Origin of the sequence: Streptomyces sp. NPDC002734, assembly GCF_040295685.1 — a bacterium.
In the GTDB taxonomy this organism is placed as follows: domain Bacteria; phylum Actinomycetota; class Actinomycetes; order Streptomycetales; family Streptomycetaceae; genus Streptomyces.
The window spans coordinates 80,572-95,972 of the sequence record NZ_JBEOVU010000001.1 but is presented as its reverse complement, the minus strand read 5'-3'; the positions used below and the strand labels follow the sequence as shown (position 1 = coordinate 95,972).

At 73.0% G+C, this 15,401-nt stretch carries 13 protein-coding genes and 1 riboswitch; of the genes, 7 read left to right on the top strand and 6 right to left on the bottom strand.

The features are described from left to right. The first annotated feature begins 2 nt into the window (after positions 1 to 2). On the top strand, positions 3 to 1,637 hold the full coding sequence (locus ABT026_RS00380; RefSeq protein ID WP_351110578.1) for a succinic semialdehyde dehydrogenase: 1,635 nt from the start codon (positions 3 to 5) through the stop codon (positions 1,635 to 1,637). A 218-nt stretch (positions 1,638 to 1,855) separates the two neighbouring features. Beyond that, positions 1,856 to 3,817: a GMC oxidoreductase gene (locus ABT026_RS00375; RefSeq protein ID WP_351110576.1), complete on the top strand. Its 1,962-nt coding sequence runs from the start codon at positions 1,856 to 1,858 to the stop codon at positions 3,815 to 3,817. Positions 3,818 to 4,376: 559 nt separating this feature from the next. Here ABT026_RS00375 and ABT026_RS00370 read toward each other — a convergent pair. From ABT026_RS00370 to ABT026_RS00360, 3 genes are all read right to left on the bottom strand, one after another. Next, positions 4,377 to 4,748 carry a chorismate mutase gene (locus ABT026_RS00370; protein WP_351110574.1) on the bottom strand — a complete coding sequence of 124 codons (372 nt, stop codon included), beginning with the start codon at positions 4,746 to 4,748 and terminating at the stop codon, positions 4,377 to 4,379. A 284-nt stretch (positions 4,749 to 5,032) separates the two neighbouring features. Further along, a complete protein-coding gene (locus ABT026_RS00365; RefSeq protein WP_351110572.1) occupies positions 5,033 to 5,356 on the bottom strand; it encodes a hypothetical protein in 324 nt (107 codons plus the stop codon). Next, positions 5,343 to 6,773: a PspC domain-containing protein gene (locus tag ABT026_RS00360; protein WP_351110570.1), complete on the bottom strand. Its 1,431-nt coding sequence runs from the start codon at positions 6,771 to 6,773 to the stop codon at positions 5,343 to 5,345. The genes ABT026_RS00365 and ABT026_RS00360 overlap by 14 nt, the downstream gene beginning before the upstream one ends. Before the next feature lie 178 nt (positions 6,774 to 6,951). Here ABT026_RS00360 and ABT026_RS00355 point away from each other — a divergent pair, with 178 nt between their 5' ends. Continuing rightward, positions 6,952 to 8,292, top strand: coding sequence for an ATP-binding protein (locus tag ABT026_RS00355; RefSeq protein WP_351110568.1), 1,341 nt, complete (start codon positions 6,952 to 6,954; stop codon positions 8,290 to 8,292). Further along, positions 8,289 to 9,041: a LuxR C-terminal-related transcriptional regulator gene (locus tag ABT026_RS00350; protein ID WP_351110566.1), complete on the top strand. Its 753-nt coding sequence runs from the start codon at positions 8,289 to 8,291 to the stop codon at positions 9,039 to 9,041. Before ABT026_RS00355 ends, ABT026_RS00350 begins: the two co-directional genes overlap by 4 nt. A gap of 81 nt (positions 9,042 to 9,122) precedes the next feature. Here ABT026_RS00350 and ABT026_RS00345 read toward each other — a convergent pair whose 3' ends face one another. After that, a complete protein-coding gene (locus ABT026_RS00345; protein ID WP_351110564.1) occupies positions 9,123 to 10,253 on the bottom strand; it encodes a C40 family peptidase in 1,131 nt (376 codons plus the stop codon). A gap of 376 nt (positions 10,254 to 10,629) precedes the next feature. On the opposite strand from ABT026_RS00345, the gene ABT026_RS00340 reads away from it, so the two are divergent. Beyond that, positions 10,630 to 10,983 (top strand): hypothetical protein, encoded by a 354-nt coding sequence (locus ABT026_RS00340; RefSeq protein WP_351110562.1) that lies wholly within the window; start codon positions 10,630 to 10,632, stop codon positions 10,981 to 10,983. A gap of 109 nt (positions 10,984 to 11,092) precedes the next feature. Here ABT026_RS00340 and ABT026_RS00335 read toward each other — a convergent pair whose 3' ends face one another. Together ABT026_RS00335 and ABT026_RS00330 are read right to left on the bottom strand one after the other, a co-directional pair. Further along, complete coding sequence (locus tag ABT026_RS00335) at positions 11,093 to 12,253, bottom strand: C40 family peptidase (RefSeq protein ID WP_351110560.1); 1,161 nt, start codon at positions 12,251 to 12,253, stop codon at positions 11,093 to 11,095. Positions 12,254 to 12,260: 7 nt separating this feature from the next. Beyond that, positions 12,261 to 12,420: riboswitch (cyclic di-AMP (ydaO/yuaA leader) on the bottom strand. Between the two features lie 289 nt (positions 12,421 to 12,709). Continuing rightward, complete coding sequence (locus ABT026_RS00330; RefSeq protein WP_351110558.1) at positions 12,710 to 13,993, bottom strand: hypothetical protein; 1,284 nt, start codon at positions 13,991 to 13,993, stop codon at positions 12,710 to 12,712. Positions 13,994 to 14,215: 222 nt separating this feature from the next. On the opposite strand from ABT026_RS00330, the gene ABT026_RS00325 reads away from it, so the two are divergent. Together ABT026_RS00325 and ABT026_RS00320 are read left to right on the top strand one after the other, a co-directional pair. After that, positions 14,216 to 14,866, top strand: a complete 651-nt coding sequence (locus ABT026_RS00325; protein WP_351110556.1) for a hypothetical protein — start codon at positions 14,216 to 14,218, stop codon at positions 14,864 to 14,866. 5 nt (positions 14,867 to 14,871) lie between these two features. Then, positions 14,872 to 15,357 carry a pyridoxamine 5'-phosphate oxidase family protein gene (locus ABT026_RS00320; RefSeq protein WP_351110554.1) on the top strand — a complete coding sequence of 162 codons (486 nt, stop codon included), beginning with the start codon at positions 14,872 to 14,874 and terminating at the stop codon, positions 15,355 to 15,357. The last annotated feature ends 44 nt before the right edge of the window (positions 15,358 to 15,401 follow it).

Genomic DNA, 15,401 nt, shown 5'->3' with positions numbered 1-15,401 from the left:
TCATGACGGACACGCAGGCCTCGCAGGCACGGGAGACAGACCACAACGGCGTCGGCGCCAATCCGGTGGCCGCCGCCCCGTCCGGCGCGCGTGCCGTCGGGGAGGCGGTCACGCCGGAACTGGTGGCCAGGCTGACCAAGGGCGTGGCCGGCTCCGGCCGGACGTACAACCACAGCCCGTTCACCGGTGAACGGCTCGCCGAGCTGCCGGAATCCTCCGTGGCGGAGGTCGAGGAGGCGTTCGCACGGGCCCGCGTGGCCCAGAAGGCATGGGCCGCCGTCCCTGTACGGCGCCGCGCCGCCGTCCTGCTGCGCTTCCACGACCTGGTGCTCCAGCGGCAGAGCGAGATCCTCGACATCGTCCAGGCCGAGACCGGCAAGGCCCGCCTGCACGCCCACGAAGAGCTGCAGGCCGTCGCCATGGCCGCCCGCCACTACGGACGCAAGGCCCCCGCCTACCTGGCCCCCAAGGGCCATCTGGGCGCGGTGCCGCTGCTCACCAAGGTCGAGGAGCTGCGCCACCCGCGCGGCGTGATCGGCCAGATCGCCCCGTGGAACTACCCGCTGGAGCTGTCCGTCGGCGACGCGCTGCCCGCGTTCGCGGCGGGCAACGCCGTGGTGATGAAGCCGGACACCGAGACCGCGCTGACCGCCCTGTGGGCGCGCGAGGTGCTGATCGAGGCGGGACTGCCCGCCGACGTCTGGCAGGTCGTCCTCGGCGAGGGCCCGGTGGTCGGACCCGAGGTGGTGCGGCACGCCGACTACGTCTCGTTCACCGGCTCCACCCGCACCGGCCGCGAGGTCGCCGAACGCGCGGCTGCCCGCCTGGTCGGCGTCTCGCTGGAACTCGGCGGCAAGAACGCCATGGTGGTCCTGGAGGACGCCGACCTGGACAAGGCCGCCGAGGGCGCCGTCCGCGCCTGCTTCTCGACCGCCGGCCAGCTTTGCATCTCCATCGAGCGGCTCTTCGTCCACGAGGCGGTGGCCGACGCCTTCCTCGAGCGCTTCGTCGCCCGCACCCGGGCGGTACGGCTGGGCAACTTCATCGGCTACGGCGCCGGCATGGGTTCCCTGGTCAGCGAGCGCCAGCTGGAGACCGTCACCCGGCACGTCGAGGACGCGGTCGCCAAGGGCGCCCGGGTGCTCACCGGCGGCGTCGCCCGGCCGGACGTCGGCCCCTACTTCTACGAGCCGACCGTCCTGGACGGTGTCGAGGCCCCCATGGCGGTCTGCTCCGAGGAGACCTTCGGCCCGGTCGTCTCCGTCTACCGCTTCAGCGACCCCGACGAGGCCGTCGAGCGGGTCAACGGCACCGAGTACGGGCTCAACTCCTCGGTCTGGTCCAAGGACACCCGCCGCGCACGGCGCATCGCGGCCCGGCTCCAGACCGGCACCGTCAACATCAACGAAGGCTTCGCCCCGGCCTACGGGAGCGCCCGGTCGCCGATGGGCGGCATGAAGGACTCGGGTCTCGGCCGCCGCCACGGCTCCGAGGGCATCCTCAAGTACACCGAGGCGCAGACCGTCGCCGTGCAGCGGGTGATGCCGCTGGCGCCGTCGTTCGGCCTGAGCGACGAGCAGTACGCGAACGTGCTCACCATCGGCCTGAAGCTGATGAAGGCCTTCCGCATCCGCTGACCGCGCACCGGGCGGGGCCGCGTCCCCGGACCACCGGCCCCGCCCGCCGCCCGCCGCCTGCTCGCACCGGGCGGCCACCGTCCGCCCCGGCGGTCCACCGCCCCGGCGGTCCAACGCCCCAGCAGTTCACCGACGCCGTATCCACCGCCCGCCCGGGTTCGTGACCGTCCCGGTTATTGACCGTTCCCGGTCAACCGTTCTCAGTGAGGAGCGCGCACGTGTCGCAGGAGAACGCTTCGCAGGAGAAGACCGCCGGCCTTCCCGACAGCACCGAGGGCCGTCCGCCCTACGACTACGACTACGACGTGATCGTCGTCGGCTCCGGCTTCGGCGGTTCCGTCACCGCGCTCCGTCTCACCGAGAAGGGGTACCGCGTCGGCGTCCTGGAGGCGGGCCGCCGCTGGACCCGGGACTCGCTGCCCCGGAACTCCTGGGACCTCAAGAAGTTCCTGTGGGCCCCCCGGCTCGGCATGTACGGCATCCAGCGCATCCACCTGCTCGGCAACGTGATGGTGCTGGCCGGCGCGGGCGTGGGCGGCGGGTCGCTGAACTACGCCAACACCCTCTACGTGCCGCCGACGCCCTTCTTCGAGGACCCCCAGTGGAAGGACATCACGGACTGGCAGGACGAGCTGACGCCCTACTACGACCAGGCGCGGCGCATGCTCGGCGTCCGGCTCAACCCCACCATGACGCCCTCCGACGTCCACCTGAAGGCGACCGCCGAGCGGATGGGCGTGGGCGACAGCTTCCACCTCGCCCCGGTGGGCGTGTTCTTCGGCGACGGCGAGGACGCCGACGGCAGCGTCACCGCGCAGCCCGGCCAGGAGGCCGCCGACCCGTACTTCGGCGGGGTCGGCCCCGCCCGCAAGGCCTGCACCGAGTGCGGCGAGTGCATGACGGGCTGCCGCCACGGGGCCAAGAACACCCTCAACGAGAACTACCTGTACCTCGCCGAGAAGGCTGGGGCGACGGTGCACCCGATGACCACCGTGCGGTCCGTCACCGAGGACGGCCACGGCGGCCTCGTCGTCGAGACCACCGGCACCGACCGCAAGCGGGCCGACCGCGGCCGTGTCCTGCGCTCCCGCCGGGTCGTGATCGCCGCCGGCACCTACGGCACCCAGACGCTGCTGCACCGCATGAAGGAAGGCGGGCAGCTGCCGCACATCTCCGGCAAGCTCGGCATGCTCACCCGCACCAACTCCGAGGCGCTGGTGGGAGCGCAGACCGACGACCGGCGCTACCGCCGGGTCGGCGAAGGGACCAAGGCGGACTTCACCAAGGGCGTCGCCATCACCTCGTCGATCCACCCCGACGCGAACACCCACATCGAGCCGGTGCGCTACGGCAAGGGCTCCAACGCCATGGGCGCCCTCACCGTCCTCCAGGTGCCGTACGCGGCCAAGGACACCGGCACCGCGCGGCTGCTGGGCTGGCTGGGCAACTCCCTGCGCCACCCCCTGCTGACATTGCGGTCGCTCTCCAACCGGCGCTGGTCCGAGCGGACCATCATCGGCCTGGTCATGCAGTCGCTCGACAACTCGCTCACCACCCACCTCAAGCGCAAGGGCCTGGGCAAGGGGCTGCTCACCGCACGGCAGGGTCACGGTGCGCCCAACCCGAAGCAGATCAAGGCAGCGGTGGAGGCGGCCTCCCTGCTGTCGGAGGAGATCAACGGCTTCGCCGGCAGCAACATCGGCGAGCTCACCGGCATGCCGCTGACCGCGCACTTCCTCGGTGGCTGCCCCATCGGCGACTCATCGGCGACCGGCGTCATCGACCCCTACCACCGGCTGTACGGGCACCCCGCGATCTCGGTGGTCGACGGCTCGGCGGTCTCCGCCAACCTGGGCGTCAACCCGTCGCTGACCATCACGGCACAGGCCGAGCGGGCGATGTCGTTCTGGCCCAACAAGGGCGAGGCCGACCCGCGGCCGGCGCAGGGTGAGGCGTATCGGCGGCTGTCGGCGGTGCCGCCGCGGACTCCGGTGGTGCCGGAGAAGGCCTTCGCCGCACTGAAGCTGCCGTTCCTGGGGATGCCGACGGTGCCGCCGAAGGCGGACGCCCCGACGCCCGAGGTCACCATGCCGAAGCCGGCCGCCCCGGCGGACCCGGTGGGTCCGGCGGACCCGGTCGACCCGCCGGCTGCGGTGGAGGCCGCGGGGACCACCGAGTAACCGTGGAGACCGCGGGAACCACCGCGTAGGCGGAGGTAGGCGGAGGTAGGCGGAGATGTAGGCGGAGGTCGGTGCAGGTAGGCGGAGCGGTCCTGGCCGCTCTGCCGCGACTCCGCAGTCCAACCCTCAGACAGGGGCCGTGGGTGGCGGCCCCGTCGGCCGGCTCCGGGCGTCCCCGGAGCCGGCCGTTTTTGTTGGGTGACCGGGCTGCTGTCCCCTGCCGTCCGGTCACGACCCTGGAGCGACGGTCCCACGGCGCACGACATGGTGATCCGTACGCCTCGCCGCTCCAGCAAGCCACGCGTGGTTTTCTCGGGAGCCGTGCCTGGCCGGCACGGACAACCGGATAAACGAAGCGCGCGGGCGGACGGTCACGGTCCCGGACGGGTGACGGTGTGCGGGCGGGGCGGGGCGAGACGGGGGCGCGGCGGTTCTTGGCGGGGCGGCCCGGGGGCGTTGTGGTCCGGGGCCGCCCCGCCCTGCCCGGGGTGAGGCGAACGCAGGTGTGCGTGCGGGTGCGGGTGCGGTTGCGGGTGTAGGTGTAGGCGCGGGCGCGGCTTCAGACGCGGCCGCGGCAGAGTTCCAGGATGGTCATCGCCAGGGACGTGCCCGGGCGGCCCAGCGCGTCGCGGTAGCGCGAGAGGACCTCCATCTCACGCGACAGGTTCACCCGGCGTCCGCCCGCGGAGATCCGGGTCTGCTGGATGACGGCCGAGACGGCCATGCGCTCCTGCACCAGCCCCAGGATGTGATCGTCCAGCGCGTCGATCCGCGACCGGGCGTCGGCGATGACGGCGGCCGGATCGAGCGCGGACCCGGTGGCAGGGACGGCGGCGGGAACGACGGCCGGGGCGGACGTCGCGGACGCCGGGCTGTCCGTGGAAGCGGTCGACGGGCCGGACGTGCGCGTGGTGGTGGGGCTGATGCTCATCGGGGTCTCCTCCGTCTGATGCGGTGAGGCCCCGGCGCCGGTCGGGTCCGGGAAACGACAGGCGCCCCGGGCCTTGCCGGCCCGGGGCGCCTGGGAAGTCGCTCTGCGGTTATCCGCGGTGAGCAACACGACCATGGCAGCCGGCGGACCGGGTGCCATAGGTAAACGCGAAGCTCGAGTATGCGGACATGCGGCAAGTATGGACCGCGGACACGCGTCGTCTCCACCGAGGTTCGCATCGTGAGACCCGGAGTTCACGGCAGCCCCCGCCGCACCTGCCCGGCTCAGCCCGCGAGGTGGGCGCCCCCGCCCCGGCCGTCACCGGTATCGCCAGCGCTGCCGCTGCCGCTGCCGCTGTCGCTGTCGCTGCTGCTGCCGCCGTCTGCGGCGGGACCGCGCCGGCCGTGGGCGTCCCGCCGTGCGCCGCGGATGAGGTGGGCGGTGAGCCCGGCGACGGCGGCGAAGAAGAACCCGACGGCGACCAGGGGGATCGCCACGAACCACGGCACCTCCCACTCCCCGGCGGCGTCACCCGTGTAGAGCACTCCGGCGGTGACCAGGACCAGGCCCGATATGCAGCGCCCCGGCTGGAACTCATGACGCCACACGGGTCACCTCCGCACTCCCGGCGCCGACCTCGAGCCACAGATCGAGCGTCCCCGCCTTCCCGTCCCGCCTGCTGTCCTCGGTGCTGTTCCGCTCCCCGCCGCTCTGCGCGGGCAGCGTGTACTCCTCGAGCAGTCCGCCTCCGGGGCCGGTGTCCTCACCGGCGGCCGCCGGCGAGTGGATGTCGCCCACGCCCACCTCGACCCTCGCCCGAACCGTCACGTCGTCCGGGACGACCACTTCGAGGCGTCCGGCGCCCAACTCGACCCGCACCGGAACCGTCCGCCCGTCCTTCACCGGCACGTCCGTCAGGTCCAGCCGGGCCAGGCCCGCTCCCAGCTGGTAACCCTCGCGGACCTCGGCGGTGCTGCGGGGCTGCCACTCCACGCGTATCCAGTCCGCGTCGGCGTCCGGCGGGAGGGCGGCGGTCACCGTGAGCAGGCCGGCGGTGACCAGGCTCCAGAAGATCGTCCCCACGCCCGTCCGGCCAAGGAAGGCGCTGACGACCAAGCCGGCGCCGAAGACGAGCAGAGCCCAGGCCAGGCCCTGCTGGAGGGCGGTCACCGGCGCCTCGTCGGACCAGGTGAGACCGGTGGCCAGGGAACCCGCCACCACGGCCAGCAGGAACGTCGTCCCCCCGAGCGAACGGGGGCGAACCTTGCTGCGGCCGGTCCCTTCCTTGCTGCGGCCGATCCCCTCCTCCGGGCGGTCCGTGCCGTCCTCGGTGGCGGTCGCGGCGCTGCGGGAGACGGCGAACGCCGCGGCGAGGTCGCGGTCGGAAGCCTTTCCCAGGTCACCGGGGCCCCAGAGGTAGCCTGTGCCCCCCACGTAGGTGCCGTCCTTGACGATCGGCTCCCGCCACCAGGAGGGGAGGGATGCCGCGACCGGGGGAGCCTGCGCCTCCGGTGGGGCGTCCGCGGCCGCCTGGGCGGCCAGCGGGTCGGGCCCCGGGGCGGTCCTGCGGCGGGACCAGTAGCCCGCACCCGCCAGCAGCAGGGAGAGCACCGCGCCGAAGGTCAGCAGCCCTCCGTCGTGGAGCATGGAGAGGAACACCCCGCAGCCCACCAGCGCGAACAGCACGGAGGCCAGCGCGGGGCCGTCCACCCGTCCGGTGAGCAGACGGCGGATCTCGTTCTCCTCCTCGTCCTCGTAGGGGACGAGGAGCCAGGCGAAGCCGTAGAAGGCCAGACCGATCCCGCCGGTGGCCGAGAGCACCGCGAGGGTGATCCGGAAGATCACCGGGTCCATGTCGCAGTGCCGCCCCAGGCCCGCGCAGACACCGCCCAGCATTTTGTGGCGGCGGTCCCGGCGCAGCGGCCGCGGCTCCTGCTCGGGTGGCCCGGCATCGGTCGCGGACGCACCGGGACGCCGCTCCGCGTCCGGGGACGCGGCTGCCGACGCGTGGTGGTGATCCGTCATGTGTTCATGGTGACGGGCGGGACGGCTTCGTGGGAGCGGGAACGACCCTGGGAGAACCCTGAAATCGCCCCCGGACAGGTGCAGGGGGAACCGTTCGAGGCGCGCCGTGGAACGGATCAGGGACGTCTCGGGGGTGGACCCTGATGACCCCGGAGCCGCGCCGTGTGACGATCAGTGCATGCCGGAAGCCGCAGCAGTACTCGACGAACCGCGGCCCCCGCGCAAGCTCTACCGCAGCGGCGACGGACGCTGGCTCGGGGGCGTGGCGCGGGGGCTCGCCGGGCACCTCGGGCTGCCCGTGGCCTGGGTCCGCCTGGCCTTCGTGGGCCTGTTCGTGGCGCAGGGGATGGGCGCGCTGCTGTACGCGGCCTTCTGGTTCTTCGTGCCGCTGGGCGTCGGTGGCGTCGGTGGCGTCGGTGGCGGCGTGGGCGACTCGGGCGGCACGGGTGTCAGGGGAGGCGCGGACGGTGGGAAGCCGCGGGGCGCGTCGGTGCCGGGAGCTTCCTCGCCCCGCCGTCTGGCCCCGCGGAAGCCCGACCGGGGCCAGCTGGTCGCGCTGCTCCTGATGGTCGTGGTCGCCCTGGTCTTCGTGGGCAGCGTGGATCTGGGCGGCGGCGCCCGGGCCTACCTGTGGCCCGCGGTGCTGGTCGGCGCCGGCGTCGCCCTGGTGTGGCGCCAGGCGGACAACGCGCGGCGGGCCCGCTGGGTCGAGGTGGGCCGACGCCGACGGACGGTGACGCTCGCCCGCGCGGCGGCCGGAGTCCTGCTGGTGACGGCCGGCGTCTCGGGGATGTTCGTGCTCCAGGGGTCGGCCGCCCACCTCGGCTCGGTGCTGCAGGCCGCGCTCGCCGTCCTGGTCGGGGTGGCGTTGCTCGCCGGCCCCTATCTGGTGCGGATGACGCAGGACCTCTCCGCGGAGCGCCTGATGCGCATCCGGGCCCAGGAGCGCGCCGAGGTGGCGGCCCACGTGCACGACTCGGTCCTGCACACCCTGACGCTGATCCAGCGCAACGCCGACAGCCCCGGCGAGGTCCGTCGGTTGGCCCGTGCCCAGGAGCGCGAGCTGCGCGCCTGGCTGTACCGGCCGGAGGGCTCGGGCAAGGACGAGGAGGCGGAGCCGGAGACGCTCGCCGAGGCGGTCCGGGGCGCCGCCGCGGAGGTGGAGGACAACCACGGGGTCCCGCTGGAGGTCGTGGTCGTCGGTGACTGCCCGCTCGACGAGAAACTGGGTGCGCAGATCCAGGCCGCCCGGGAAGCCATGGTGAACGCCGCCAAGTACGGTGGCGACGGCGGGCCCGTACAGGTCTACGCCGAGGTGGAGGGGAGGACGGTCTTCGTGTCCGTCCGCGACCGAGGCCCCGGCTTCGACCTCGAGGCGATACCCGCCGACCGGATGGGCGTCCGGGAGTCGATCATCGGCCGTATGGAACGCAACGGCGGAACGGCCCGGGTTCGGGCCGCGCCCGACGGGGGGACCGAGGTCGAACTGGAGATGGAGAGGGCGGAGAAGACGTCATGAGCGAGGCGACCGGAGCCAGCGGAGCAGAGGGCACGGCCGGCGGGGCGGCGGGTGTCGGCGGCGAGCAGGGCGGCGCGCCGGACACCGGGCGCCGGGTGAGGGTCGTGCTCGTCGACGACCACCGCATGTTCCGCACGGGGGTGCGCGCCGAGATCGGCGAGACGGAGCGCACCGGTGTGGAGGTGGTGGGCGAGGCCGCCGACGTCGACCAGGCCGTCGAGGTGATCACCGCGACCCGGCCCGAGGTGGTCCTGCTCGACGTCCACCTGCCGGGTGGCGGCGGTGTCGAGGTGCTGCGCCGGTGCGCGGGGCTGGCGGCCGACGTCGAGCGTCCGGTGCGGTTCCTCGCCCTGTCGGTCTCCGACGCCGCGGAGGACGTGATCGGTGTCATCCGCGGCGGCGCCCGTGGCTACGTCACCAAGACGATCACCGGGTCCGACCTGGTCGCCTCGATCTTCCGGGTCCAGGAGGGCGACGCCGTCTTCTCCCCCCGGCTGGCAGGCTTCGTCCTCGACGCCTTCGCCTCGACGGACGCCCCGCCGGTCGACGAGGACCTGGACCGCCTCACGCAGCGGGAGCGGGAGGTGCTCCGGCTGATCGCCCGCGGGTACGCCTACAAGGAGATCGCCAAGCAGCTCTTCATCTCGGTGAAGACGGTGGAGTCCCACGTGTCCGCGGTGCTGCGCAAGCTCCAGCTGTCCAACCGGCACGAGCTGACCCGCTGGGCCACGGCGCGGCGACTGGTGTGAGGGCCCGGCCCGGCCGTCGCCCCGAGCCCGTCCCCGGACCCGTCGCCCCGGACCCGTCTCCCCTGGACCCGTCACCCCGGCTCACACCACCCGGGTCGCTCCGGCGAACGGCATCTCGTCGACCGGGGCGATGCGCACCGGGGCCGAGGGGTTGGGGGCGTGGATCATCTTGCCGTTGCCGATGTACATGCCCACGTGCGTGACGCCAGGGTAGAAGAACACCAGGTCGCCGGGGCGGAGCTGGGACCGGGTGACGCGCTGTCCGGCGCCGATCTGCGCGTAGGTGGTGCGCGGGATCGAGACGCCGGCGGAGCGGTAGGCCGCCTGGACGAGGCCTGAGCAGTCGAAGGCGTTGGGGCCGGTGGCGCCCCAGACGTACGGGCTGCCGAGCTTCCGCTGGGCATAGGCGATGGCCGCCGCGGTGCGCGAGTTGGGCGCGGTGATCCTTCCGCCCGAACCGCCCGATCCGCCCGAGGGCTGCCGGCCGTTGGCCGCGGAGCCATTGCCGTTGCCGTTGCCGTTCCCGGTTCCGTCGCCGCTCTGCCGGGACGGGCCTTCGGCGGTGCCGCCGCCGGTCCGGGCGGCCAGGCGCCGGCGCTCCTCGGCGGTGAGCTGGGAGAGCAGGCGGCGGGCCTTGGTCAGTTTCGTGGTGACGGTCCTCTTGTGCCGTTCCGCCCGTTCCTGCTGGTCCCGCAGCTTCTCCAGTTCGGTCCGGGCCTCCTCACGCACCTCGTCCAGCTCGTGCATCTGCCGGGAGACGGAGGCGATCTCGGTGGCCTGGAGGGCGCCGGCTCGCTCGGCCATTCCGGCGTCCCGCAGGAAGCGGTCCGGGTTCGAGGAGAGCGCCAGCTGCATCGTCGGGCCGAGGCCGTTGCCCGAGCGGTACTGAGCGGCCGCGGCCGATCCCAGTGACTCGCGGGCGGCGTTGAGGTCCTCGGTGCGGCGGGCCGCCTCGTCCTGGAGCTTGTCGACGCGGCGTTCGGCGGCCTGGGTCCGCTCCTTCGCGCCGTTGTACTTCTCGGTGGCCGCCTCGGCCTCCTGGTAGAGCCGGTCGACTTCTTCGCGCACCTGCTCCGGAGTCGGCTTCGGCGCCGCGTGTCCGACTCCGTCCAGTCCCGCCGACGCGGCCGCACCCGCGAGAACCGCGGTGAGCAGGGAGCGTGCCCTGCTGCCGCTCCGCTTGTGCTGTGGGGGTTTGCGGTGCGCTGCCACGTCGAGTCCAAGTCCTTCCGTACGTCCCGTCCCCGGGCGGGACGGTCACGCATCCGGCGGCGACCCGCACAGGGGAGGCGGGCCGCCGCCGGAGCCTTCGATGGGGTGTCCGACGCCGTCCCGGTCAGGACGACGGAGGGGAGTCGGGCACCTGGAGGAGGACGCTAATCCGGTACGTCACCGTCCGGTAACGGTTTGTGCGCAGATGAATGCAAAGAGTCACGATGGTGTGTGGAGGTGACGGGCCCAGGTTCGATCTTGGTGGAACCGTGAGGCGGGATGACCGAATGCATACTTATGGGGCGGATGTGGCGGGCGGGGTGCTACGGGCGGCCCGCTGCCGGGGCCCTCGACGGCGGTGGCTAGGCTCCCCGCCATGGACGTTCTCCTGCACATATTCGTCGGTCTTCACATCATCGGAATCGCCGCGCTCCTGGGTGGCTTCTTCCATCAGATGAAGGCCATCGGTCAGGGCACCGCCCGCTTCACCCCGGGCATGCTGCACGGCGCCCTCACCATGCTGGTCACCGGCATCGTGTTGGTCGGCCTCAACGAGGCCCAGGGCGGCTCGGTCAACCACATCAAGATCGGCATCAAGCTGCTGCTGCTGATCGTGATCCTCGGCCTGGTCTACGTGAAGCGGGACGAGGAGCGGGTGGACAAGGGGCAGTTCGCCCTGGTGGGCGCGCTGACCACGGTGAACATCTTCATCGCGGTGCTGTGGACGTGATCCGGCGCCGGTGAGGCCGGTGACGCCGGTGAGGCAGGTACGCGGACGGCCCGCACGCATCGAGCGTGCGGGCCGTCCGCGTAGGTCCGTCCGCGTTCGGTCGTCCCGGTCAGGCGGGGCGGACGATGCTGTGGATGGAGCCCTCGCCGTCGTAGTAGATCGACTCCTCGCGCACGTACGCGCCGGGCTTGGGGGCGTGGATCATCATGCCCCCGCCGATGTAGAGGCCCACGTGGGTGATGTCGTCGTAGAAGAAGACCAGGTCGCCCGGGCGGGCGTCGGAGACGGGGACAGTGGTTCCGGCGTTCACCTGGTCGTAGGTGGTGCGCGGCAGGTCCACGCCGGCGGACTTCCAGGCGGCCTGGGTGAGGCCGGAGCAGTCGTAGGAGTCCGGGCCGGTCGCGCCCCAGACGTACGGCAGACCGATCTTCGCCTCGGCGAAGGCGACCGCCTTCTGCCCCAGTGAGGTGGAGGCCTCCGTGGTCCCGCCGGAGCCGGTACCCGAGCCGCTGCCGCCGGCGGCCTCCTCGGCCTCCTGCTCGGCGAGCGCGTCCTGGCGGGCCTTCTCCTCGGCCGCCTGCTGCTTGGCCAGCTCCTCCGCCTTCCGGCGAGCCTCCTCCTCCTTCTTCCGCTCGATCTCGGCGAGCCGCGCCTTCTCCTCGGCGGTGAGCTCGGCCAGGAGTTCACGCGCGTCGGTGAGCTTCTTCTGGACGGTCGCCTTGCTGGTGCGCAGCTTCTTCTCGGAGGAGTTGAGCGTCTCCAGGCTCTCGGTGGCCTCCTGCCGCTTCTCGGCGGTGTCCGCCTGTCTCTCCACGTACTCCTCGACGGCGTCCTGCTGGCGACCGGTCAGGCGGTCCATCAGCTGGGCCTGGTCGAAGTAGTCCTGGGGCGCGTCGGAGAGGAGGAAGGTGGCGGTGTCGGGGAGGGCCGTGCCGGAGCGGTACTGGGCGGCGGCGTACGAACCGAGCTTCTCGCGGGCCTCGTTCAGTTCCTCGGTGCGCTCGGCGACCTCGTCGAGCAGCTTGTCCAGGTCCTTGCGCTGCTTCTCGCTCTGCTCTTTGGCCGAGTTGTACTTCTCGGTGGCGGCCTCGGCCTGGCGGTAGAGGCGGTCGACCTTCTCCTGCACCTCTTCGAGGCCGGGGCGGTCGGACGGCGCGGCCTGGGCGGTCTGGGCGAGCAGGGCCACGGAGGTGAGGGCGACGGTCGCCAGCGCGGGGGTGCGTATGCCCGCGAGCAGGCCCGCCGGGCGGGGCTTTCGGTGCGACGCCAAGGCGGCGACTCCTTCCGTCTCCCGCCTACCGGGTTAGCTGTCGGGTTCGGGCGTGACGTCCGGAAGGATTGCCCTACGGTCCGGCGGGGCGGCCGGACCGATTCACCCCAGGTGGTGCGTGCGGGTCCCCGGCTCCGGCGCGCGGCCGGACTCGGCGGGGGCCGCACGGACCGGCGAGGTTCGCCGGTCGGGATCGGACGGCCCGCGGGCACGTTAGCCAACCTGTGGGGTCCCTGTGAAGGACGGTGTTCGATATGCCCGATACGTTTTCGTGACCTTGGGGTGAGTGTGGCGGTGCGTGACGGATGTGCGGCGTGCGGTCACCATCGACGCGCCGCCCGTACCAATCGCCGCCCACACCACGCGTCGCCCGTATCACGCGCCGCCCGTACCAATCGCTGTGCGCACCATGCGCCGTGCGCCCACGCGGAGCCCGCGCGCGGCGCGCCGGGCGGGTCACTCGGTGATGTCGACGACCACCTTGTTGGTCTCCAGCCCCGCGGCCGTCACGACCTGGACCTCGACCCGGCCGGGTTCCACGTCGGCCGGCACCGGGACGGTCAGCACCGTGTCGGACGGGTTGCTGAAGCCGCCCGCGACCGGGACCAGCGGCACGTGGACGTTGACCGCTCCTATCCGGACGACCATCCGCGACAGCCGGTCCGCGCTCTGCGCGCCGGGCGGGACGAAGCCCGCGCCACGGATCTCGATGTCGTCGCCGGTGCGGATCGGACCGTCCAGGTCACCGGCCTCGCGCGCCCGCACCACGGAGAGGACGACCGCGCGCCCGCCCTCCGCGTACTTGCCCGCCAGGTATGTCGCCGCCGACACCAGCACCACGACGGCCAGCCCCCACGGCAGGTCGGGCAGCTGCTCGGGGCGCCGGGCCAGCCGGACCAGGCCGAAGACCAGCGCCACGGCGGAGATCGCCACGTACTGGATGTCGGCGAAGCTGCCCCGGCCGGAGTCGTCGGTCAGCAGGTCGGCGGCCCGGGGCCGGTGGGCGCGGACCTTCTGCAGCCGCTGGCCCTGCACCCGCAGGCTCACCACCCGCCGGACCAGCACCGCGATGGCGCAGACCACGGCCAGTACCGTCACCACGCCCGCGCCCCGGGCCAGATCCAGACCCGCGATCAGCTCGTCGCGCCTGCGGTGTCCGGAGGCGGCGGCCAGCTGACCGGCCAGCGTGAGCACGGCGAAGGCGGTGAACAGCACCCACGCGGCGGCCACCGCCCGGGAGGTGGACAGACGGTTGTCCTCGCCGATCACCGGGGCGAGCACTCCGCCCTTGTCGCGGTGGAACCAGGAGGCCGCGGAGAGCGCGGCGCCCGTCAGCAGCGCGGCCAGCAGTCCGGCCGTGCGCGCCGCGGTCCAGCCGGCGCCGATCGCGGTGAGCGCCTGGACCAGCAGCAGCACCACCGCCGCGCCCCACACCGCGTACAGCGTGGTCCGCCACAGCCGGGCCAGCCACGCCTGCCCCTCGGACCGGCTCCGCTCGGCCACCTCGGCCGCGGACTGGGTGAGCTCGTCGGAGACCCACTGCCGGGAGGCGGAGGCCGAATGGGCGACCGCGGCCGGCAGCCCCTTCCCCGCGGCGAACTCGTCCCGCTGGTGGAGGAAGGCCGCCACGGCCTTCCGATGCCCCGCACGCGCCCCGTGCGGGCAGTCCCCGCACGTGCAGCCGCCCCCGTGGGCGTCCCTCGCCGCGTCGGCGCCCTGCCTCGCCTCCTGCACCGCCACGCCGTGTCCGCCTTCCCGCACCCGATCGTCCCTACGGCAACTCCGCTGCCGAGTAGGGGAATTGTGCCGTACCGCCCGCCCCGTCCGGTCCCCGGGGCCCACGTCGGCGCGGGCGTGCGGGGGAACCAGAGGCCACGCTCGTGGCCTCTTCCTGCACAACCGTCCCAGGGGGCCGCGGGTCTCGGGTTGGCCACAAGATTTTCGACTTGTTCGGAGGCACCGGTGTATTCCCTGTTCGACGACCCCGGACTCGTGCACCTGATGCGGCAGGTCGCCGTGGGAGCGGCCGGCGTGGAGATCCCGCGTCCGGTCGCGCACCCGGCACCACTGGCGTCCCTGGTCCATGTCGCCGAGTGCTACGGGTTCCGGTACTCCCACGTGCGGGTCGGCAACGGGATCATGAACTGGCCGGTCGTCGTCGTGCTGCACCGCGACGACTCGCCCGGTGGGAGGCGGCGTGCCGCGGCGACCGTGGCGACTCTCCCGCCCGCCACCGGCGGCATGCTGCCGGGGCTGCGGCCCGGCCGGCTGCCTCGACGGCCGGACCCGGAGGCGCAGCTCGACCTGATCAGGGCCCACGTCACGTTCGACGTGCTGACCCGGCTCCCCCTGCGCCGTGGGCAGGCTCTCGTCTGGGCCATGACCGCGCCGATCCTGCTGCTGATGGTGGCGACCGGGGAGTACGCGGTGATGGGTTCCGCGGCGCTGCTGATGCTGTTGATGCCTTACGGCGGCATCGCGGGCAACCGCCTCCGCCGCCGGCGCCTCGCCCGTCGGCTGAGGGCCGCAGGCTGCGTGCCGATCCTGGCGGAGGACGGACGGCCCGGTTTTTCGCGGAGCGTGCCGAGCGATTTCGGCGGGGAGGCAGACTGACGGCCATGACGAGCATCACCGACTGGGCAGCGTTCTCCCTGGCCGAACCCGAACTCGCCGAGGTGGTCGAGAAGCGGTTCGGCGACTTCACCCACCACGTCCTCGCCACCCTCCGCCGTGACGGGTCGCCCCGCACCACCGGCATCGAGGTGCGGTTCCTGGACGGTGACCTCTGGCTCGGCATGATGCCGGGCTCGCTGAAGGCGCGGGACCTGCTGCGCGACCCGCGCTTCAACCTCCAGGCCAATCCCGGTCCGGGCGTGGGGATGGGCGGCGGCGACGTGCGGATCGCCGGCCGTGCGGTCCCGGTCGAGGACGGCGAGGCCCGCAGCCGCTACGTCGGGGAGGTCTCCCCGCCCGACCCGGACGCCTTCCACCTGTTCCGCGTCGACCTCACGGAGGTGGTGCGGGTGTCCGTGGAGAACGACGAGTACATGGTCGTGCAGACCTGGAAGCCGGGCGAGCCGCTCCGCAGCGTGCGCCGGACGTGACCACGACGGGTGACCACGGCGCGTGACCACGACGACGGGGCGCC

Excerpts from the sequence above, each read along its gene's own strand:
- ABT026_RS00380 (WP_351110578.1), top strand. The coding sequence starts at position 3 with ATGACGGACACGCAGGCCTCGCAGGCACGGGAGACAGACCACAACGGC.
- ABT026_RS00370 (WP_351110574.1), bottom strand. The coding sequence starts at position 4,748 with ATGAGCATCAGCCCCACCACCACGCGCACGTCCGGCCCGTCGACCGCT.
- ABT026_RS00360 (WP_351110570.1), bottom strand. The coding sequence starts at position 6,773 with ATGACGGATCACCACCACGCGTCGGCAGCCGCGTCCCCGGACGCGGAG.
- ABT026_RS00355 (WP_351110568.1), top strand. The coding sequence starts at position 6,952 with ATGCCGGAAGCCGCAGCAGTACTCGACGAACCGCGGCCCCCGCGCAAG.
- ABT026_RS00350 (WP_351110566.1), top strand. The coding sequence starts at position 8,289 with ATGAGCGAGGCGACCGGAGCCAGCGGAGCAGAGGGCACGGCCGGCGGG.
- ABT026_RS00340 (WP_351110562.1), top strand. The coding sequence starts at position 10,630 with ATGGACGTTCTCCTGCACATATTCGTCGGTCTTCACATCATCGGAATC.
- ABT026_RS00320 (WP_351110554.1), top strand. The coding sequence starts at position 14,872 with ATGACGAGCATCACCGACTGGGCAGCGTTCTCCCTGGCCGAACCCGAA.